Source organism: Martinezella lusitana (assembly GCF_900094565.1).
Classification (GTDB): Bacteria; Pseudomonadota; Alphaproteobacteria; order Rhizobiales; family Rhizobiaceae; genus Rhizobium; species Rhizobium lusitanum.
In genome coordinates this window covers 399,902-419,985 of the sequence record NZ_FMAF01000005.1, presented here as the reverse complement: position 1 = coordinate 419,985, position 20,084 = coordinate 399,902, and the positions used below count along the sequence as shown (strand labels likewise).

The window sequence follows — 20,084 nt, the reverse complement described above, 5'->3', positions numbered from 1 at the left end:
TTATTCCCATAAACATATCAAGGCGCTGCCCTGCAGCAGCGCCTTTCGATCGAAGTGAACTATGGAAACCGGACGAGAGCCCGGTGACCGGTCAGGAGGCGGCGCGAACGCTGATGCCGTTTTCCTGGAAGTGCTGCTGCAGCTCGCCCGCCTGGAACATTTCGCGCACGATATCACAGCCGCCGATGAATTCGCCCTTCACGTAGAGCTGCGGGATTGTGGGCCAGTTGGAGTATTCCTTGATGCCCTGACGAATCTCGGCATCAGCAAGGACATTGATGCCCTTATAATCGACGCCGATATAGTCGAGAATTTGGACTACCTGGCCCGAGAAGCCACATTGCGGGAACTGGGGCGTGCCCTTCATGAAGACAACAACGTCGTTGTTCTTTACTTCATTGGCAATGAATTCGTGAATGCCGCTCATTTTCCAGTCCTTTCACATGCGGGGTCAAGGCCCACAGCGTTAAATCTCTTTCTTAAATAGCAAGCGACCGGCTCGATTTCCAGCCGCAAAACGTACCACGCGTCGTTTTCATCGCATGAATGGATTTTCGGCATCAGCGGTTAAGAAAGATGGCCGAATCCGTCGATTAGCTACTTTTCTTGAACAGTGCGTTTTGAAATAGCCCCTTCAACCTGAGAGCTGAACAACACACATAAAATCGAGGCAAGGGTTGATTAATGTTAGGTTGCTATTAATTTTACATGCGGCCGGTATGTTTGTTAGAGTCAGTCGATTTATGCGGTTTGGCGCGTATCGGTCCTTTGCGAAGATTGCATTGCATTTGAGGGAGCGGACACCATGAGCCATCATCATTATACCGAGGGCCAGGTTGGTGAGGAGCGAGAGTTTTACGGTACGGAAGAGACTAGCGACGGCGAGCGGGAATATTATGAGCATGTGCGCACGTCAAAAGCCTCGATATTGAACAGTGCCTTTACCGTCAGCGCCATCGTTTTGATTCTAAGCATCGCATTCGGTTATCGCGCGTCGACCGCGCCGACGCCGCAACCGCCCGTGGCTTCGGTCATCGAAAAAATCATGACTGCGCCCCCCGCGGATCCGTGCTCTGACATCTCGCCCTATCCCGGCCGGGAATGCTGATCTGATTCGAGCTTTCAGCCTCAGACGACGGAAGTTTCACTCGTTGTAGCGGTGCGGCGAATGGATAGCTTTGCATTGCGCTGCCATGAAAAAGCCAGCAGGCCGTGGTCTTGGCGGTCGCTTACGTGTATCTGCCGCTGAAGCGCGTGCTGGGGACCAACGATAATATGGATAGCATCAAGAAGCGGGTGGTTCTCCACTTCCCTGGCTTTGAGCCGCTGGATGCGGCGGCGCATCGGGCGCGCTACGAGCGCTCGGCCAGGCAAAGCGCCGCCGTGTGGGATTATTCGGTCACCGTGGACGAGCTGAAGAGTTTCGGTAGGGCACCCTATTTCGATGTGACTGCCGAAGCTGCGGATTGGCGGACGCACAGCCGTGTCCATATTGCCGACCATAACGACCTGGTTGCGGCGTTGAACGGCAGGCCATTTTTCACGCGGCTGGCACAGGGCTATCTGGCGGCCGCAAGGGTTATCGTTTCCGGAGGGATGACAGGCTATTTCCGCCATGCATGGCGTTTCGGCCTGTTTTTCATATTTCCGTTTCTCCTCATGTTTGTCGGGCTGCTGCTCAGCCTGTCGATAGCATTCTTGCCGTTCATGCTGGGGCTGGCCGCCTGGAGTCATATCGGCAGCATCGCCTTGGCCGTCGCTTTCTTCGTCTATGCCTTTCTGCCGCAGGCCGAAAGGTTGCATACGCTGCATCTCTTCTCCGACTGGGAGATGGCCGTGGCGATGGCGGGGCTGAACGGAATCGGCAACGAGCAATGGCTGGAGACCTGCGCGATCAGCGTGCGCCAGGCGCTGGATGAGCCCGGCGTCGATGAATTCGTCATCTCCTCGCATAGCATGGGCTCATCCGTGGCGGCGCATGTGATCGGTCTCCTGCTCGAGCGGGAGCCTGAGGTTTTTCGTGACAAGCGGGTAGTGTTTGCGACCTTGGGGAGCGCCATCCTGCAATGCGCCCTCATGCGGTCGGCGGCGGTGCTGCGCTCACGCGTTGGCTTGCTTGCGCGCTGCAAGGAGATGTTCTGGGTGGACGTTCACTGTCTGACCGACGCGATCCATTTCTACAAGACAAAGGTCGTGGCGGTTTGCGGGCATGCCGATGACAAGCAGCCGGCGATCCTGTTCGTGCGTTTCAAGAAAATGCTGACAGCGCAGCACTACGCCAAGATCAAGCGCGATTTCCTGCGTGTCCATCGGCAATATGTGCTCGGGCCGGACGTGCGGGCATTCTTCGATTTTACGCTGATGACGGCTGGCCCATTGCCAGCCTCCCGCTTTGCGGAGTTTTCGGCGAACAACATGCCGGAGCTGACGTTCAACTCCGGCGTTGATCTGCAGGCAGTCTCAATCGGGCGCTGAGGTCTGCAGCGCCAGGGCATGCAGCACGCCGCCCATATTGCCCTTCAGGGCGTCATAAACCATCTGGTGCTGCTGCACGCGGCTTTTGCCGCGAAAGGCTTCCGCGACAACTTCGGCGGCATAGTGATCGCCGTCTCCGGCCAGGTCGCGAATGGTCACCTTGGCTCCGGGAATGCCGGCCTTGATCATGTCTTCGATATCGCCGGGGTTCATTGGCATTGGTGGTGTACCTCGATCTATTCAGCGGCAGCGAGAGCGCTGCCATCCATGAAGGCAGGAAACCACGATTCATGCGCGTCGCGCAACTGTTCAACCGGAAGCGACAACAGGCCATCGATGACGAGCGCATCGCCGCCGACAGTGCCGAGACGACGGAACGGCACGCCGGCGCTTTCCGCATTGATGCAGACGAAATCGGCGACATCGGCCGGAACGGCGATGACGTAGCGGGCCTGATCCTCACCGAAAAGTGCCGCATGCGGCGGGGTCTTGCTTTCGGTCAGGTCTATGCGCAGTCCCTTGCGGGACGCGATGGCCATTTCGGCAAGGGCCAGCGCCAGGCCGCCCGATGAAATGTCATGGCAGGCCGTGACCTGGCCGTTGCGGATGGCCGAACGGATGAAATCGCCGTTGCGGCGTTCGGCGAAAAGATCGACTTCCGGAGCGGGGCCATCGGTCGAACCCAGAATATCGCGGAGATAGATCGAAGAGCCGAGATGGCTGCCGTCGAGGCCGATCATCAGGACGCTGTCGCCTTCGGAGGCGGCGCCAATGCGGGCCATCGTCTTCCAGTCCGGCAGCAGGCCGACGCCGGCAATGGTGGGGGTCGGCAGGATCCCGACGCCATTGGTTTCATTGTAGAGCGAAACGTTGCCCGAGACGATCGGGAAATCGAGCGCGCGGCAAGCTTCGCCGATGCCTTTGATCGCGCCGACGAACTGTCCCATGATCTCTGGCTTTTCCGGATTGCCGAAGTTCAGATTGTCGGTCGCTGCAAGCGGCTCAGCGCCTGTTGCCGTGATGTTGCGCCAGCATTCGGCGACGGCCTGCTTGCCGCCCTCGAACGGGTCGGCCTCGACATAGCGGGGCGTGACGTCGGATGAGAATGCCAGCGCCTTGGTCGGATGGCCTTCGACGCGCACGACGCCGGCGTCACCGCCCGGGAGCTGCAGCGAGTTGCCCTGAATCAGGGTATCGTATTGCTCGTAGACCCAGCGGCGGCTCGATTGGTTGGCGGAGCCGACCAGCGACAGCAGAGCCTGGCCGTAATCCTCAGGAGCCGGTACCAGATCGGCGGGCAGGGCAGCGCGCTTGTCGGCTTCCCGCCATGGACGGTCGTATTCCGGAGCCTGGTCGCCGAGATCCTTGATCGGCAGGTTGGCGACTTCCTCGCCCTGATGGATGACGCGGAAACGCAGGTCGTCCGTCGTCTTGCCGACGATGGCGAAATCCAGGCCCCATTTGACGAAGATCGCCTTGGCGACGGCTTCCTTTTCCGGCTGCAGCACCATGAGCATGCGCTCCTGGCTTTCCGACAGCATCATTTCATAGGCCGTCATCTGTTCTTCGCGCACCGGCACCTTATCGAGGTCGAGCTCGATGCCGAGATCGCCCTTGGCACCCATTTCGACGGCAGAGCAGGTGAGGCCGGCGGCCCCCATGTCCTGGATGGCAATGACGGCACCGGTCTGCATCAGCTCAAGGCAGGCTTCCAGCAGGCACTTTTCGGTGAAGGGGTCGCCGACCTGAACCGTCGGGCGCTTCTCTTCGATCGATTCGTCAAACTCGGCAGATGCCATCGTCGCGCCGCCGACGCCGTCGCGGCCGGTCTTGGCGCCGAGATAGACGACCGGCAGGCCGACGCCCTTGGCTTCCGACAGGAAAATGGCGTTCGATTTGGCCAGACCAGCCGCAAAGGCATTGACCAGGATATTGCCGTTGTAGCGTGCATCGAATTCGACTTCGCCACCGACTGTCGGGACACCGAAGGAATTGCCGTAGCCGCCGACGCCGGAGACGACGCCGGAGACGAGATGGCGGGTCTTCGGATGATCCGGCTCGCCGAAACGCAGCGCGTTCATGGCGGCGATCGGGCGGGCGCCCATGGTGAAAACGTCGCGCAGGATGCCGCCGACGCCGGTCGCGGCACCCTGATAGGGCTCGATATAGGAGGGGTGGTTGTGGCTCTCCATCTTGAAGACGACGCAATCGCCGTCATCGATATCGACAACGCCCGCATTCTCGCCCGGGCCCTGGATGACGCGCGGACCCTTGGTCGGCAGAGTGCGGAGCCACTTCTTCGAGGATTTGTAGGAGCAATGCTCGTTCCACATGGCCGAGAAGATGCCGAGCTCTGTAAAGGAAGGCTCGCGGCCGATCAGATCCAGAATGCGCTGATATTCATCCGGCTTCAGGCCGTGGGCGGCAATCAGTTCGGGGGTGATCTGGATCGAATTTGAAATGGTCATGGGCGCTCGAGGGTCCTTGCCTGTAAGGGGTTTGAAGGCCGGTCAGGGGATCGAGGTCTCTTTAGCGCAAGTCAACCTGTCGTGCGACAGGAAAATCGCCGGCGTTCGCAGCACGCCGACATTGATAACAGGCAAGTCGTGAGCACGACCATTCGCGGCCGTTCTCGGATCGTCAGAATTTATAGCCGACTAAAACGCCGACACGCGTCATGCCGCCATTCGGACCGTCGCAGAGATTGGCGTGCGAGGAATGCGCGATCTGCGCCATCATATTCCAATGGCTGTCAAAATTGTAACCAATCCCGGCATATTCGTGGAAAAGCAGGCGACAACCAAGCAGCGGACCATGTTCGGTCCAATCATCGAGATTGCCTGAATGTACCGTTCCACCGAAGCCAGCTTCGGTGAAGATGCCGTTGCTATGCGTCAGCGTCCAGGAAAGACCAGCATAAACCTGGGTCGCCGAGCCGGCTGTGCCGATCGAGGTTCCCAAATGGATGCGCGGATGCGCCAACTGATCCTTCCAACCAGCGGTTGGATTGTAGCCGAACGGATTGAAGAGCACCTGCACATCCGGAAACACGCCGTTTTCGTGATCGTTTCCGCTCTGGATGGAGCCGCTTGCTCCGAAACGCAGTTCGTCGAAAATCTTAGGGCTGGCGGCGACGGCAACCGTATCTGCAGCGGTTGCAGCGGACTGACCCGCGATGAATATGGAACTGATTGCCAGAAAACTCGTAACTAAACGCTTGCACAAATTGCCTGCTGAAACGCTGTCAATGGCCATGCACTCCCCCTAGTACGGCGGGCGAATCATTTCACATAGTTAAAATGGTAGCGTGCTAGGAGTCGAGAGAGAAGAGCCGGGATTTTGCAAGATAGCTGTCGATAAAAACGACGAGGCTTGCTTAAATGTGACTGTCGTAACCGGCCGAGCCGTTTTCCAGCAACCGCCGTAACGTCATGAAGCCGGCGGCGACATCTTCTCGTTGTCGCGGCGATGAGAATGCGACGCGAACGCGATGATAGACCTTCTCCATGCGCGCGGCCTTGAATTCATCCTCATCGTCGATGAGCACGCCCTCGGCGATGGCGGCATTCTTGAAAGTGCCTGACAGCCATGGTTCGGGCAGCTTCAGCCAGAGAAACGGCAGATGCGGATGCGAGTTGAACTCAAATCCTGACAGGGCGTCCCGCGCCAGTTGCTCGCGAGCCTTGATTTCCTCGACCGACTTGCGGCGCAGCTCCAGCGCGTGACCATCGAGCACGAGCCGGGCGCAGGTTTCCGCCAGGATGAAAGGCAGGCCGCCGGTCGTCATCTTGTGCGTAACCTTGATTCGCTGGGCGAAATGCGGCGGGCAGGCGACCCAGCCCCCACGCACGCCCGCTGTAACGGACTTCGACAGGCTGCTGACCACGAAGGTGCGTTCCGGCGCGATAGCCGCCATGAGCGGGTTCTGGTCGCCGGTCATGGCGCCATAGAGATCATCCTCGATCAGCCAGACGCTGTGGCGGCGTGCGATGGCGGCAATTGCGCGCCGGCGTGCTTCCGGCATCGTCACGAGCGTCGGATTGTGTGCCGTCGGCATCAGAAAGGCCAGACGTGGATGCTGCTGCTGGCACAGCCGCTCGAAATCGTCGGGGTTGATGCCGTGCTCATCGGAATCCACCAATACCGACCGGCGTCCGAGGAGGCGGGTGGCGCGGCTGATCTGCGTATAGGTCAGGTTCTCGAAGACGATCTTGTCGCCGGGCGAAGTGACGGCCGAGATGACGGCGATGGCGCCGGCATGAGCGCCCAGCGTCGGCACGACGGTCTCGATTGCCGGCTGCCAGCCGTTGCGGGCAAGCCAGATCTGTCCCGCCTCATACCAGCTCGTCGGGAAATTCCGCGAGTAGGAGGAAATCTCCGACTGGTGCTCGTTGCTGATATCCGCAAACAGTTTGCCGATGATCTCGCCCTGGCCGATATCGGGGGCGGCCGTCGTATCGAAGCGTATCCTGGCATCAGGCGTATTCAGGCCGCGGGTGCCGGCAAGCGCCTGCGTGATCGGATCCACCTGTTCGATCTGCTTGCCGTTCGAGCGCTCCAGCACATAGGTACCGCGGCCGACTTCGCCCGCCACCAGGCCGCGCTCATGCACGAGCGCATAGGCCCGGCTCACGGTGCCGATGGTGACGCCGATATCATAGGCGAGGTTGCGTTGCGGCGGCAGCTTCGTGCCGGGCGGCAGAACGCCGTGGGTGATCGCGTTCTCGATGCTGTCGGCAACACGGATATAGACCGGCCCATTGCCGCTGGAAATGTCAGGGAGCCAATTTGTCATAATGACAATTTGCTATATTGCATCGCGCATGGAGTCAATACTAAGTGACAATCGTATCGTTTGGCTCGGTACGTCGAGAAATGTCACGATCAAGCGAGTATTGAAATGAGTACAATAGATACAATCCGTCCTGCCCAAGCCAAGGATGCTTTCGCCGCGGGCCGGGACACGAGGGCAGCGCAGCCAAAGTCGCGCGCGGCGCATCGGCTCTGGACGTCCTTTTTGCTGTGGATGCAGAAACGCGAAAGCCGCTGTGTCCTGCGGGAACTGACGGATGATCAGCTACGCGATGTCGGGCTGACGCCAAGCGAGGCGAGGACCGAGGTCAGCAAGTCATTCTTCTGGGATTGAAATGGGATGGCGTTCGCGTCGGCCATGGAGGGACGTTTGCAGCTTAGCTCAGGCCCAGAATGGAATGGACGAAATCGGCGCGGTCCGCGACGCCGACTTTCGGCAGGATGTGAATCTCATAGCCGAGCGCGGGATAATCGACGCCGAGCCGCTCGTATTCGGCAATCGCCTCGGACAGGTCATGTCTTCGCTCGCGGTCGCCGACGTATATTTCCGGCCAGGGCGGGGTGAGGAAGACATGCTTGTTGTAGCCGTGCAGCTGACCGTATGACATCAAAGCGGGCTCACCCGTCAGATGCTCGAGGGCTGATGCAGCGTCGATCAATCCCCTGTCGAAGAACACGATACCTGGAAATGCTGCCGCTGCCTCGCGGTCGGCCAACGACATGTCGACCGCCCAGCGCACGAATGCCGCGGTGTCCATCCACGGCAGAGCCGAGCCGCCGCTGTTCAGCTCTTCCATAACGATGCGACGACCGGGCTCCTCGACCACGTGGTGTCCATGAAGCCTGAGCGCTTCGAGCAAGGTCGATTTACCGCCGCCCGAGCAGCCTGAAAGAATGACAAACCTGTCCATGACAATGATCCCTGGAGTTGAGGGTACGTCATGCGTCGGCTGCAGTGTCTGAGTGGAAGCGGAGCTTCTTCAGGCCATCGGCCTAACTGCAGTTCTTCGAACCCGCAGCCCAGCGATTGACGTCGCCCGTAATACGGCCGCCGGAAGCGCCGTTCATCATCGGACCGAAGGCCTGCAATTGGGCCGGGTTGCCTTCCGCTTGGACAACCAGAGACGGTCGGCCGGTCGGATGTTTCTTGTCGACAACGAGAATGCGCGGACGACCGGTAAAGGAATTGAGTTCCGGAGCGAGCTGATAGCCGGCAAAGGCCGGATCGGCCGATTTGAACCAGCAGGCGTTCGAATTGATCATGACGCGCTCCATCGTCGACAGGGCGCTGTGATCGGTGGCGCTGATGCTCGGTGGACGCGGGCCGCACGAGGTGACCAGAAGCCCAAGCATCGTGATGGCAGCGGCGGAGTAAAGTCCTGTCAGGAGGCGAGGGCGCATCAATTTCTTTCCAACGAAGCGGTTAGGGCTGCTCTTTGCCCGAGGGTTGCCGGAGGCAACGATAACGACGTCCCTGCTGTTTGGCGCAAAGACGTCGATTTTAAGATTTCGGAGCCAAGCCCGACGATCTATCAGGCCGCGATCACGCCGAGTGCCGAGGCGAAGAGGCCGCGGCCGTCGTTGCCGCCATGCGCAGCCTCGATCAGGTTTTCCGGATGCGGCATCATGCCGAGCACATTGCCCTTGGCATTCATGACGCCGGCGATGTCGTTGACAGAGCCGTTGGGGTTCGTGCCTTCGGCATAACGGAAGACCACCTGGCCGTTGCCTTCGATCGCTGCCAGCGTCTCGGGATCGGCGAAATAGTTGCCGTCGTGATGCGCCACGGGGCTGCGGATGATCTGGCCCTTGGCGTAGGCGCCGGTGAACTCCGTGTCGGCATTGACGACTTCGAGTTTCACTTCGCGGCAGACGAATTTCAGCGAGGCGTTGCGCATCAGCGCGCCGGGCAGCATACCGGCTTCCAGCAGGATCTGGAAACCGTTGCAGACGCCGAGAACCTTGACGCCCTTGTCGGCCTTATCCTTGATCGCCTGCATGATCGGCATGCGGGCTGCGATCGCGCCGCAGCGCAGATAATCGCCGTAGGAGAAGCCGCCGGGAATGACGATCAGATCGACGTCCGGGATGTCGGTTTCGGTCTGCCAGACAGTTACAGGCGCATGGCCGGAAATCTTGGTCAGCGCCGCGATCATGTCGCGATCGCGATTGAGGCCTGGAAGTTGGACGACTGCTGATTTCATGATGCTGGTCCCGCAAGAGGCGAAAGATACTGGCTTGGAACGTGATCGGTGAGCCATACTCCATTGTCGCTGACAAAGAAAGAATGACCTTCCGAGTGCATGCGCGCCGCATCGATTTCAAGGATGACATAGTCACCCTTCCGTCTCGTTGCGACGATTTTAGCTGTTTCGACATCCGGCGATAGGTGAACATGATGGCGTTGCATCTTTTTCAGCCCTGAACTTTGGATTGCCGACCAGCTTTCTAGCGATGTTCCATGAAAGCGCTTCGATGGCGGCGCAGCTGAATTCAGCGCTAGATCGACAGTAACGCTATGGCCTTGCGCTGCGCGGATGCGATCATCCAACAAAGTAAAGCGCTTCTTCGAATTGGACTCGATCACTTCGAGTATATCGGCCTCAGTAACATCGAAGCGATTAAGAATCGCTTTTTTTAGATCGCTGAAAGGCACCCACCCTTCCAAATCCAGGGCCAGACCGGCTTCATGGGGTGCATGTCTCAGCACGTAGCTCATGAACTTCGAGACGTCGGTTTGTAGTTTGGTGGATGCCATTAATGATATCAGTCGATCGAAATGCTGAAGTTCTCGATCACCGTGTTGGCGAGGAGCTTTTCGCACATGGCTTTGAGATCCGCCTCGGCCTTGCTCTTGTCGGTGCCTTCGAGTTCGAGGTCGAATACCTTGCCCTGGCGAACCTGATGGACGCCGTCAAAGCCGAGCGCCCCGAGCGCGCCTTCGATTGCCTTGCCCTGCGGATCGAGAACGCCGTTCTTCAGCGTGACGGTTACACGAGCCTTGATCACGATTGTCCTTCCTGAACTTACTTGACGAGAACCGGGCCGGTGCCGCGCACGGGTTCGTTTTCATTGATGATGCCGAGGCGGCGGGCCACTTCGGAATAGGCTTCCAGCAGTCCGCCCATGTCGCGACGGAAACGGTCCTTGTCCATCTTCTCGCGGGTTTCGATGTCCCAGAGACGGCAGGAATCGGGCGAGATTTCGTCGGCAAGGATGATGCGCATCATGTCGCCTTCGAACAGGCGGCCGCATTCGATCTTGAAATCGACGAGCTGGATGCCGACGCCGAGGAACAGGCCGGTCATGAAGTCGTTGACGCGGATCGCGAGCGCCATGATGTCATCGAGCTCGGCGGGATTGGCCCAGCCGAACGCGGTGATATGCTCCTCGGAGACCATCGGGTCCTCGAGCGCATCGGACTTGTAGTAGAATTCGATGATCGAACGCGGCAGGACCACACCTTCCTCGATGCCGAGGCGCTTGGAGAGCGAGCCGGCGGCGACGTTGCGCACGACGATCTCGAGCGGGATCATCTCCACTTCCTTGATCAGCTGCTCACGCATGTTGAGACGGCGGATGAAATGGGTGGGAATGCCGATCTTGTTCAAATGGCTGAAAATATATTCGCAGATGCGATTGTTCAGAACGCCCTTGCCATCGATGACTTCGTGCTTTTTCTTGTTGAAGGCGGTGGCATCGTCCTTGAAGAACTGGATCAGCGTGCCCGGCTCAGGTCCTTCATAAAGGATCTTGGCCTTGCCCTCGTAGATACGGCGGCGACGGTTCATTGGTATTGTTCTCTGTCTTTGGCGCTCACGGGACAGCGCAAGTGGATCGTATGTGGGCGTCCCCATAACGGATAAGAAGCGAATTCACAATCCGCCAGCGCCTCCTTACCTCGGAATTCCGGCCTTGGCGGGGCGCCAATGCGAGAATCGGGATCCTATCATGCCCAGTATTACAGGCTTTTATCTGACGATGGAATGAAGGTGGCCGGTACTTCACAGGCTAGTGAGCCGCGGCGTATCCATCCCAAGTCCGCCTTTATTGTATCACGACTTCAGTTGGCTGAGGAATTTGGCAAAGACCATCGTGCCTTCGGGCCAGGGGCCGTGACCGGAATCGCTGTTGATGTGACCGGCCTCGCCGGCGTCGATCAGAAGGGAACCCCAGCTGCTGGCGACATCGTCGGCGTGCTCATAGCTGCCGAAGGGGTCGTTGCGGCTTGCGATCGTGACCGACGGAAACGGCAGCGGATCGCGCGGATAGGGGCCGAACGTCATCAGATGTTTCGGGCGGATGCCGGGATTGGCGACATCGGGCGGTGCGACGAAGAAGGCGCCGGCGACCTTGTTGCGAAAATGCGGGATCGCATGGATCACCGAGGGAACGCCGAGCGAATGCGCCACGAGCACGACAGGCCGCTCGGAAGCATTCACCTCTTCGGCAATGCGGGCGATCCAGTCATCGCGAACGGGCTTGGACCATTCGGCCTGCTCCACGCGCCGCGCCGTCGAGAGCTTCTGCTCCCAGCGCGTCTGCCAGTGATCCGGGCCGGAATTCGTGTAACCCGGGATGATGAGAATATCTGCGTCGGAGACTTTCATGATGCGCCGATGTGGAAAAGGTGAACCCAACTGTCAAGGGAAAAGGCGACAAATGCGGCAAAATTTGCTAGTATGGCCGCTGCCGGTAGCGAATGAAGATGTCGGCGTCTGTTTTGCCGCCACTTTTGCACCGCCTGCCGCGCACCACGGTTGAGGAGGAGAGCATTATGTCGGCCTTTCACGTCATGGCAGGAGCGGACCACACATTTACGCGTCCCGCCATCCGTAAGATCGGTATCGCCGACCTCGTCGACGCCCTTAAGTTGGGGCTTGACGATTTCAGCGAGAAGCCATCGCATTACGTCTTCTTGTGCCTGATGTATCCGATTGCCGGCATTGCTCTGGCGATCTGGAGTTCCGGACAGAATTTGCTGCCGCTGCTGTTTCCGCTGATGTCCGGCTTCGCCTTGCTCGGCCCCCTGGCGGCGATCGGTCTCTACGAAATCAGTCGACGGCGCGAAAAGGGCCAGGATACGTCGTGGAGCCATGCTTTCGATGTGCGCTTTTCACCGGCGCTGCCGTCGATCATCGTCGCCGGCCTCATGCTGTTCGGCATATTCATCGTCTGGCTGTTCGCGGCGCAGAATATCTACTTCATCTATTTCGGCGATGGTGCACCGCCCACGCTCTGGTCCTTTGTCTCGAACATTTTGAGGACCCCCGAGGGCAGGGCGATGATGTTCTGGGGCGATCTCATCGGCTTCGTCTTCGCGCTCGTCGTGCTGGCGACTACGGTCGTCACCTTTCCGCTGTTGCTCGACCGTGACGTGGGCGTGGTGGCAGCGGTCGATGCCAGTATTCGGGCGACGCTGATCAACCCGGTGCCCGTGGCAGTCTGGGGCCTGATCGTCGCAGCACTTCTCGTCGTCGGCACGATCCCGATCTTTGCAGGCCTTGCCGTGGTCATGCCCATACTCGGCCACGCATCCTGGCATCTCTATCGCAAGCTGGTGGTGGTTCAGGACTAAAAGTCCGGCCTTTCAGCGGTTCTTCGCAATCGTTGGAACCGCAATAGGATTTCCACGTTGATCCGCATCATCAAGGAGATGCGGATCATGGCTTGGCTTGCGCACATCTTCACCCGCTTTGCGGTTAAGGTTTCGGAATGGACGGGAAAGCCGGCCATCTTCGTCCTGGCGCTGTTCTCCATTATCTTATGGGGCGCTACCGGTCCGATCTTCGGCTACTCCGATACCTGGCAGCTGGTCATCAACACCAGCACGACCATCGTAACCTCCCTGATGGTGTTCCTGCTGCAGAACGCGCAGACGCGTGATACGCGGGCCATTCAGGCCAAGCTCAATGAGTTGATCCTCACCAGCGCGGCTGAAAACCGCTTCATCGGCATCGAAAACCTCGATGAAGAGGATCTGAAGCATCTGGACAGGCTGGTGGGGAAGGCCGCCAAGCGTAGCGAAAATCAGCACAACGGCAATGTGGGCGAAAGCGTCGAACGCGATCGCGCAATCGTCGCCAAATCCGCGAACAAAAGAAAAAAGCGGCGCGTCAGCCGCACCGCCTCTACTCGCAATCAGGCCGGCCCGGCCAAGTCTTAGCCGAAAACCCGCTTGAAGATGGTGTCCACGTGCTTGGTGTGATAGCCAAGATCGAATTTCTCGCGGATATCCGCTTCGGAAAGCGCTGCACGAACTTCCTGGTCGGCCAGCAGCTCCTCAAGGAAATCCTTGCCTTCCTCCCAAACCTTCATCGCATTGCGCTGAACGAGACGATAGGAATCCTCGCGGGAAACGCCGGCCTGGGTCAGTGCCAGCAGCACGCGCTGTGAATGAACAAGTCCGCGGAACTTGTTCAAATTCCTCATCATATTTTCCGGATAGACGAGGAGCTTGTCGATGACGCTCGTCATGCGGGCGAGCGCGAAATCGAGTGTGACGGTCGCATCCGGGCCGATCATGCGTTCCACCGAGGAATGCGAGATATCGCGCTCGTGCCAAAGTGCCACGTTCTCCATGGCCGGCATGGCGTAAGAGCGGACCATGCGGGCAAGGCCGGTCAGATTTTCGGTCAGCACCGGGTTGCGCTTATGCGGCATGGCCGAAGAGCCCTTCTGGCCCGGCGAGAAATATTCCTCGGCTTCGAGGACTTCGGTGCGCTGCAGGTGGCGGATTTCGGTTGAAAGGCGCTCGATCGAAGAGGCGACGACGCCGAGAGTGGCGAAGAACATCGCATGACGGTCGCGCGGGATGACCTGCGTGGAGACCGGCTCCGGCTTCAGGCCGAGCGCGGCGGCGACATGTTCCTCGACGCGGGGATCGATATTGGCGAAGGTGCCGACGGCGCCCGAAATCGCGCAGGTCGCGACTTCCTCGCGGGCGGCGATCAGACGCTGCTTGCAGCGCTCGAATTCGGCATAGGCGAGCGCCAGCTTGACGCCGAAAGTTGTGGGCTCGGCATGGATGCCGTGCGAGCGGCCGATGGTGACCGTGTCCTTGTGTTCGAAAGCGCGACGCTTCAGGGCCTCCAGAAGCTTGTCGATATCGGCCAGCAGCAGGTCGCTGGCGCGTACGAGCTGGACGTTGAAGCAGGTATCGAGCACGTCGGAGGAGGTCATGCCCTGGTGCACGAAACGCGCATCCGGACCGACGATTTCGGCGAGATGCGTCAGGAAGGCGATGACGTCATGCTTGGTGACGGCTTCGATCTCGTCGATGCGGTCGACGTCGAAGGTCGCCTGGCCGCCCTTTTCCCAGATGGTCTCGGCGGCCGACTTCGGAATGACGCCGAGAGCGGCCAGCGCGTCACAGGCATGCGCCTCGATCTCGAACCAGATACGGAACTTGGTTTCGGGCGACCAGATGGCGACCATTTCCGGTCGGGAGTAGCGCGGGATCATGGGCTCAAAGCTTTCTTGGCTAACGGGAAAGGAAACCTCGGCGCCCCCATAACAAAGACGGGCGGCAATCACAATGTTTGTCCGACCGATCTTTCATCCGGCTCAACGCTCATATCGCGCGAGATAGGCGGAGGTGGTGATCAGGCAGAGCAAACCGAACGGCAGGAATAGGGTAACGCCGAGAACGGCGAATTGGTAGACGGCGCTGGCGCCGGTGAACAGGAATTGAAATGTCCAGATCAGCGAACCGAACGGCGCATGCCAGCGCGCATAGAACCAGCGATAGTCCATGGCGAACAGAAATGCCGTCATCGCCGTGGTGCCGAGCGACAATGCGAGGAAAAAGGCCGCGAAACGCGCGCTCGGCGGTCGACCGTTGGCAACGCGCCGTGCCAGCGGCACCATGATAGGCCAGGAGAGCGCGCCGCCGAGGAAGTAGACAAGGGCAAGGGCGGTCAGGTGGCTCGTCAGAAGGCCGTTGCGCAGGTAGAGAGCGGCAAGTGCCGAGGCGGCCATAACCACGCCCCAGCTGATCGAGCCACCAAACAGTTCGAGGCAATGCGAAGCGGCGGTCCGCGTTCGGTCCGCCGCGATGATGGTGCTGGTCGGATTAGTTTGATCCAACGCGGCCTCGTTCAGCCGCCGCCCTCAGATCACCAATCGTCTGCTTGTAGGCATCTACCGATTCGCCCTTGAAGATTGCCGAACCGGCCACGAGGACATTGGCGCCTGAAGCGATGATGAGGTCGGCTGTCTCGGTGGAGACGCCGCCGTCAACCTCCAGCTCGATCGGCCGGTCACCGATCAGAGACTTGGCGTTGCGAATCTTGTCGGCCATGGCTGGGATGAATTTCTGGCCGCCGAAACCCGGATTGACCGACATGATCAGGATCAGGTCGATATCGTCGAGCACGTTTTCCAGGATCGAGAGCGGCGTTGCCGGATTGAGGGTGACGCCGACCTTCTTGCCGAGATGCCGGATCGTCTGCAGCGAACGATGCAGATGGACGCCCGCTTCGGCATGCACGGTGATGCGGTCGCAGCCCGCCTTGGCGAAGGCTTCGAGATAGGGATCGGCCGGCGAGATCATCAGGTGGCAGTCGAAGGTGGCGGTCGTATAGGGGCGCAGGGCCTTGATGACATCAGGGCCGAAGGAGATGTTCGGCACGAAATGCCCATCCATGACATCCAGATGGATCCAGTCGGCTCCGGCTTCGGTCACATCCTTCACTTCCTGTCCGAGCTTGGCGAAATCGGCCGCGAGAATGGAAGGGGCAATGCGGATCGGCAAAGTCATGGGTAGCTGAGCTCCATCTGATTTTTTCGCGCTTGGATTAGCACCGCTTCGGCGGGCAAACAACAGAAAGCGCGGATCGTGTCAGTTCGACGCCGCTGCTGCCGGCACGAAAGCATTGTCGCGCCATTCCAGCAGCCGATAGGGGTTCTCGGTCAATTCATGGTTCTTCCCGAAGGTAATCGGTCCGATCGCTGTCTGGAAAGTCGTGGCAACGAGCTTGTCAGCGATGGGCTTGTTTTCCGACTTGGCGCTCTCAGCCGCCTGGCTGGCGATCTGTGCCGCGGCCGCGGCCGGCAGGATATAGCCATCCGGCTCGATGCCGCTCGCGCGCATGGCCTGCGCAGTCGGCTGTGCGGCCGGCAGAGTTGCGTATTCCGGCAATGCGATAGCCTGGACGCCGTTCAATAGAGGCACCGGCTGATCGGCGGCGCGCATGGCGTCGCCACCCATCAAGGTCAACGGGATGTTCTCGCTCTTGGCATCCCGAGCGATCACGGCCACGTCGCTGCGGTCGCCGCCGACGAAAACGCGCGTGGCGCCGGCCTTCTTCAGCCGGCGTACAAGAGCGATCTGCTGATCCTGGCCGGGCCGGTAGGTATCGGTGAAGACCGGCTTCAATCCTTTTTCCTCGAGCGCGCTGCGTATCGCGCCGACCAGTTCGCGGCCGTGGATTGTGCCATCGTCGATCAACGCCATCGGCTCGGATGCCCAGTATTTCAGGATGGTATCGATAGCCATGGAGGCTTCGGCGCTATCAACCGGAGCAAGGCGAAACAACGGCCAGCCGTTCTTCAGCACATCTTCCATCAGGATGCGGGACCGTACGGAAACGGTGATGACCGGAATGCCGGCATCCTTGAGGCGCGGCAGCGCGCCTTCCAGCGTCTCGGTGCAGAGGAAGCCGATCGCGACCTGCACCTTGGCGGCAATCAGCGCCTGGGCAGCGGCCTGGCCGCCATCCTCGGTGCAAGGGTCGTCGATGACGGTTGCCGCATCCTTCTGGGCCTGCATCTCGAAATTGGCGCCGGTCGTGATCTCGGCTCCGAGCGTTGCGAAGTTGCCGCCCTGCGGCGCCACGACACCGATATGGATTCCGGCGGCGTCGCTGCTGCCGGCCGCCGAAAGCAGCACAAGCAGAAGCGGAAGGCGACGCAGAACGTTCATCGATTGATTATCCCGGACAATTTTCCTGCTCTTTTATCCGTCTGAGGGGGATCGTCAAAAGAAAAAGCAGCAAAATCACTCTGTTTTCAATAATGCTATTGTAGAAAAGCTAACGCCTGCCCGCCATATTGAGCGAAAGACGGGATATGAGAAAGAATAAGGAGACGGTGGTGCTAGACAGGCAGCGTATGGACCCGGCGCTTTATCGCGATGCCATGAGCCGCTATGCGGGCCATGTGCAGCTGGTGACCACGGCCCTCGAAGGGGAGCGGCGCGGCGTGACGATCACGGCTGCCTGCTCGGTGTCGGACGATCCCGCGACGGTTCTGATCTGCCTCAACAACAGCAACGTCAAGAACGAGATCTTCTTCAAGAGCGGGATCTTCGCGCTGAATACGCTGGGCGCGCATCACCAGTCGCTCGCTGACGCCTTCTCCGGCAAGACACCGCTGACCACCGACGAGCGTTTTGCCTCCGGTACATTCGAGACGCTTGCGACCGGGGCACCTGTGCTCGCCGACGCGCTCGCGGCGTTCGATTGCCGTGTGATCGAGATCAAGCAGGCTTCAACGCACAACATCATCTTCGGCGAGGTGATGGCCGTACGCTACAGCGAGGCAAAGCCGGCACTGCTGTATATGAACCGGGGCTATCACACGCTATAACCCCTCCAAGGGAGTTATCATGGCGGATCAAAAATCATCAACTTCGCTGCCGAGCTCTATCGATGAGACGATGGCCTTGCTCGGCGCCCATGACTATTTGGCAGGGCGCGCGCTCGGCACTGTCCTGTTTCTGGCGCTGAAGATGAAGCGTCCGCTCTTTCTGGAGGGCGAGGCCGGCGTGGGCAAGACCGAGATTGCCAAGGTATTGTCGAAGGCGCTCGACCGGCCGCTGATCCGCCTGCAGTGCTACGAAGGCCTGGATGTCTCGTCGGCCGTCTATGAATGGAACTATCCGGCACAGATGCTGGAGATTCGCCTTGCGGAAGCATCGGGATTGACCGATCGCGGTCGCATCGAGGCCGATATCTTCTCCGAGCGCTATCTCATCCGCCGTCCCGTCCTGCAGGCGCTGTCGGGTGTCGGCGGGCGTGCGCCGGTGTTTCTGATCGACGAACTCGATCGTACCGACGAGGCATTCGAAGCATTCCTTCTGGAAGTGCTGTCCGACTTCCAGGTGACGGTGCCGGAGCTCGGCACTATCCGCGCGACCGAGCCACCCATCGTCATCATCACCACCAACCGCACGCGCGAAGTGCACGATGCATTGAAACGGCGCTGTCTCTATCATTGGGTCGACTATCCGCAGGCGGAGCAGGAGCTGGAAATCATCCGCCGCAAGGTGCCGGGCTGCAACGAAGCGCTGTCGCGTCAGATCGTTGCCTATGTACAGAAGCTGCGGACTCTCGATCTCTACAAGAACCCCGGCGTTGCCGAGACCATCGATTGGGCAAGCGCGCTGACGGAACTCGATCGACTGGCGCTCGACCCGGAGACGATCTCCGACACGCTGGGCACGCTGCTGAAATACCAGGACGACATAGCACGTATTCAAGGTAGCGAGGGCAAGCGCGTGCTGGACGAAGTAAAGTCCGAACTGCTCACGGCGGGATGAACCATGGAACCGGGCGCGCAGGATGGCATCACCGTTGCGCCGTCACCGCCCGGTGACGGGCGTCTTGCCGATAATATCGTCTTTTTCGGGCGCGCGCTCCGCAAGGCCGGGCTGAAGATCGGGCCCGGGGCAATTGCGGATGCCATCGAGGCGGTGGAAGCGATCGGTATAGGTTCGCGCGAGGAATTCTACGCCGCTCTGTGTTCGGTCTTCGTCACGCGACATGAGGACCTGGCAGTTTTCGACGAGGCATTCCGGCTGTTCTGGCGCTCGCGCGATCTCGTTGCAAAGATGATCGCGATGATGTCGCCGATCGCGCCCGCCAATCGTGAGAAGGAGAAGCCGAAGCCCGGCGAAACCCGCGCGGGCGATGCCCTACTTGATAACCGCGACGACCGCCGTCCGCAACGCGAGACGCCCGACATCGAGATCGATGCCCGGTTTACGACGTCGGGCAGCGAGATTCTGCGCGGGTTGGATTTTGCGCAGATGTCGGCGGCTGAAATTGCCGTTGCCAAGAAGGAGCTCGCAAAGCTGCGATTACCACTGGATCGGGTACGCACGCGCCGCTTTGCGCCGTCGCGCAGACCAGTCAAGATCGATCCGCGCGCGACGATGCGGTCTGCCTTGCGTACCGGGGGCGAGCTGATTCTGCCGCGTTTTCGGCAAGCCAAGCAAATACAGCCGCCGCTCGTCGTGCTGGCCGATATTTCCGGTTCGATGAGCCAATATACGCGCATCTTCCTGCATTTCCTGCATGTGCTGACCGAGCGGCGTCGGCGCGTGCACACTTTTCTCTTCGGCACGCGGCTGACCAATGTCACCAGAGCGATGCGTCACAAAGATCCGGATCAGGCGCTCGACGAATGCGCAGCGGCGGTGCGGGACTGGTCCGGAGGGACGCGCATCGGTGAGACGCTGAAGGACTTCAACCGGCTCTGGGCGCGCCGGGTGCTCGGGCAGGGCGCGATCGTGCTCTTGATCACCGACGGGCTGGAGCGGGAGGGCGTGGAACTGCTCGCTCAGGAGATGGACCGTCTGCATCGCTCCTGTCGGCGGCTGATCTGGCTCAATCCCCTGTTGCGGTTCGATGGCTTCCAAGCGCGCGCCCGCGGTGTAAAAGCCATGCTGCCGCATGTTGACGAATTCCGTCCGGTCCACAATCTATTATCTCTGGCCGATCTCGTATCGGCTCTCACCGCCGGCCGCGCGGATGCCTACGATCCGCGGCGGTTTCTCTGTAAGTAATGAGGCT

General features: G+C 59.9%; 24 protein-coding genes. 8 read left to right on the top strand and 16 right to left on the bottom strand.

Going from position 1 to position 20,084, the window contains the following annotated elements:
* Positions 1 to 91: 91 nt before the first annotated feature.
* Positions 92 to 427, bottom strand: a complete 336-nt coding sequence (gene grxD, locus GA0061101_RS14280) for a Grx4 family monothiol glutaredoxin (protein ID WP_034504827.1) — start codon at positions 425 to 427, stop codon at positions 92 to 94.
* A 378-nt stretch (positions 428 to 805) separates the two neighbouring features.
* Between grxD and GA0061101_RS14275 the strand changes: the two genes are divergently transcribed.
* Complete coding sequence (locus tag GA0061101_RS14275) at positions 806 to 1,108, top strand: hypothetical protein (RefSeq protein ID WP_037202359.1); 303 nt, start codon at positions 806 to 808, stop codon at positions 1,106 to 1,108.
* Positions 1,109 to 1,275: 167 nt separating this feature from the next.
* Positions 1,276 to 2,475 (top strand): hypothetical protein, encoded by a 1,200-nt coding sequence (locus GA0061101_RS14270; protein ID WP_092573870.1) that lies wholly within the window; start codon positions 1,276 to 1,278, stop codon positions 2,473 to 2,475.
* Here the strand turns inward: GA0061101_RS14270 and GA0061101_RS14265 are convergent.
* The 4 genes from GA0061101_RS14265 to GA0061101_RS14250 form a co-directional block, all read right to left on the bottom strand.
* Positions 2,461 to 2,694 (bottom strand): BolA family protein, encoded by a 234-nt coding sequence (locus GA0061101_RS14265; protein WP_004108912.1) that lies wholly within the window; start codon positions 2,692 to 2,694, stop codon positions 2,461 to 2,463. The genes GA0061101_RS14270 and GA0061101_RS14265 overlap by 15 nt on opposite strands.
* 17 nt (positions 2,695 to 2,711) lie before the next feature.
* On the bottom strand, positions 2,712 to 4,943 hold the full coding sequence (gene purL, locus GA0061101_RS14260) for a phosphoribosylformylglycinamidine synthase subunit PurL (RefSeq protein ID WP_092573790.1): 2,232 nt from the start codon (positions 4,941 to 4,943) through the stop codon (positions 2,712 to 2,714).
* A gap of 172 nt (positions 4,944 to 5,115) precedes the next feature.
* A complete protein-coding gene (locus GA0061101_RS14255; RefSeq protein ID WP_092573789.1) occupies positions 5,116 to 5,730 on the bottom strand; it encodes an acyloxyacyl hydrolase in 615 nt (204 codons plus the stop codon).
* A gap of 121 nt (positions 5,731 to 5,851) precedes the next feature.
* Positions 5,852 to 7,270, bottom strand: coding sequence for an aminotransferase-like domain-containing protein (locus tag GA0061101_RS14250; RefSeq protein WP_092573788.1), 1,419 nt, complete (start codon positions 7,268 to 7,270; stop codon positions 5,852 to 5,854).
* Between the two features lie 105 nt (positions 7,271 to 7,375).
* Between GA0061101_RS14250 and GA0061101_RS14245 the strand changes: the two genes are divergently transcribed.
* Complete coding sequence (locus tag GA0061101_RS14245) at positions 7,376 to 7,621, top strand: DUF1127 domain-containing protein (RefSeq protein ID WP_092573787.1); 246 nt, start codon at positions 7,376 to 7,378, stop codon at positions 7,619 to 7,621.
* A 43-nt stretch (positions 7,622 to 7,664) separates the two neighbouring features.
* On the opposite strand, the gene GA0061101_RS14240 is transcribed toward GA0061101_RS14245, so the two are convergent.
* The 7 genes from GA0061101_RS14240 to GA0061101_RS14210 form a co-directional block, all read right to left on the bottom strand.
* Positions 7,665 to 8,198, bottom strand: coding sequence for an AAA family ATPase (locus tag GA0061101_RS14240; protein ID WP_092573786.1), 534 nt, complete (start codon positions 8,196 to 8,198; stop codon positions 7,665 to 7,667).
* A gap of 82 nt (positions 8,199 to 8,280) precedes the next feature.
* Positions 8,281 to 8,688 (bottom strand): hypothetical protein, encoded by a 408-nt coding sequence (locus tag GA0061101_RS14235; RefSeq protein ID WP_037202352.1) that lies wholly within the window; start codon positions 8,686 to 8,688, stop codon positions 8,281 to 8,283.
* A gap of 131 nt (positions 8,689 to 8,819) precedes the next feature.
* A complete protein-coding gene (gene purQ / locus GA0061101_RS14230; RefSeq protein ID WP_092573785.1) occupies positions 8,820 to 9,491 on the bottom strand; it encodes a phosphoribosylformylglycinamidine synthase subunit PurQ in 672 nt (223 codons plus the stop codon).
* On the bottom strand, positions 9,488 to 10,045 hold the full coding sequence (locus tag GA0061101_RS14225; RefSeq protein ID WP_092573784.1) for an RNA 2'-phosphotransferase: 558 nt from the start codon (positions 10,043 to 10,045) through the stop codon (positions 9,488 to 9,490). Before GA0061101_RS14225 ends, purQ begins: the two co-directional genes overlap by 4 nt.
* A gap of 8 nt (positions 10,046 to 10,053) precedes the next feature.
* Positions 10,054 to 10,296 (bottom strand): phosphoribosylformylglycinamidine synthase subunit PurS, encoded by a 243-nt coding sequence (purS, locus tag GA0061101_RS14220; RefSeq protein ID WP_037202350.1) that lies wholly within the window; start codon positions 10,294 to 10,296, stop codon positions 10,054 to 10,056.
* A 17-nt stretch (positions 10,297 to 10,313) separates the two neighbouring features.
* On the bottom strand, positions 10,314 to 11,078 hold the full coding sequence (purC, locus tag GA0061101_RS14215; RefSeq protein WP_034504846.1) for a phosphoribosylaminoimidazolesuccinocarboxamide synthase: 765 nt from the start codon (positions 11,076 to 11,078) through the stop codon (positions 10,314 to 10,316).
* A gap of 264 nt (positions 11,079 to 11,342) precedes the next feature.
* Complete coding sequence (locus GA0061101_RS14210) at positions 11,343 to 11,897, bottom strand: RBBP9/YdeN family alpha/beta hydrolase (protein WP_037202349.1); 555 nt, start codon at positions 11,895 to 11,897, stop codon at positions 11,343 to 11,345.
* A 167-nt stretch (positions 11,898 to 12,064) separates the two neighbouring features.
* On the opposite strand from GA0061101_RS14210, the gene GA0061101_RS14205 reads away from it, so the two are divergent.
* Entirely contained in the window at positions 12,065 to 12,865 is an 801-nt protein-coding gene (locus GA0061101_RS14205; RefSeq protein ID WP_037202837.1) for a DUF2189 domain-containing protein, read from the top strand.
* Positions 12,866 to 12,952: 87 nt separating this feature from the next.
* A complete protein-coding gene (locus tag GA0061101_RS14200) occupies positions 12,953 to 13,453 on the top strand; it encodes a low affinity iron permease family protein (protein WP_092573868.1) in 501 nt (166 codons plus the stop codon).
* Here the strand turns inward: GA0061101_RS14200 and purB are convergent.
* The 4 genes from purB to GA0061101_RS14180 all read right to left on the bottom strand — a co-directional run bounded on the left by purB (position 13,450) and on the right by GA0061101_RS14180 (position 17,212).
* On the bottom strand, positions 13,450 to 14,751 hold the full coding sequence (gene purB, locus GA0061101_RS14195) for an adenylosuccinate lyase (RefSeq protein ID WP_037202348.1): 1,302 nt from the start codon (positions 14,749 to 14,751) through the stop codon (positions 13,450 to 13,452). The genes GA0061101_RS14200 and purB overlap by 4 nt on opposite strands.
* Positions 14,752 to 14,853: 102 nt before the next feature.
* A complete protein-coding gene (locus tag GA0061101_RS14190) occupies positions 14,854 to 15,345 on the bottom strand; it encodes a hypothetical protein (protein WP_092573866.1) in 492 nt (163 codons plus the stop codon).
* Between the two features lie 16 nt (positions 15,346 to 15,361).
* Positions 15,362 to 16,048 carry a ribulose-phosphate 3-epimerase gene (gene rpe / locus GA0061101_RS14185; protein WP_047556618.1) on the bottom strand — a complete coding sequence of 229 codons (687 nt, stop codon included), beginning with the start codon at positions 16,046 to 16,048 and terminating at the stop codon, positions 15,362 to 15,364.
* 81 nt (positions 16,049 to 16,129) lie between these two features.
* Positions 16,130 to 17,212, bottom strand: coding sequence for an ABC transporter substrate-binding protein (locus GA0061101_RS14180; RefSeq protein ID WP_092573783.1), 1,083 nt, complete (start codon positions 17,210 to 17,212; stop codon positions 16,130 to 16,132).
* A 146-nt stretch (positions 17,213 to 17,358) separates the two neighbouring features.
* Between GA0061101_RS14180 and GA0061101_RS14175 the strand changes: the two genes are divergently transcribed.
* From GA0061101_RS14175 to GA0061101_RS14165, 3 genes are read left to right on the top strand one after another with little or no spacing between them, the layout of a single operon-like run.
* The gene (locus GA0061101_RS14175; protein ID WP_173410859.1) at positions 17,359 to 17,877 is read left to right on the top strand and encodes a flavin reductase; all 519 of its coding nucleotides are present in this window, start codon (positions 17,359 to 17,361) and stop codon (positions 17,875 to 17,877) included.
* Between the two features lie 19 nt (positions 17,878 to 17,896).
* Positions 17,897 to 18,829, top strand: coding sequence for an AAA family ATPase (locus tag GA0061101_RS14170; RefSeq protein WP_092573782.1), 933 nt, complete (start codon positions 17,897 to 17,899; stop codon positions 18,827 to 18,829).
* A 3-nt stretch (positions 18,830 to 18,832) separates the two neighbouring features.
* On the top strand, positions 18,833 to 20,077 hold the full coding sequence (locus tag GA0061101_RS14165) for a vWA domain-containing protein (protein ID WP_092573781.1): 1,245 nt from the start codon (positions 18,833 to 18,835) through the stop codon (positions 20,075 to 20,077).
* Positions 20,078 to 20,084 lie beyond the last annotated feature (7 nt).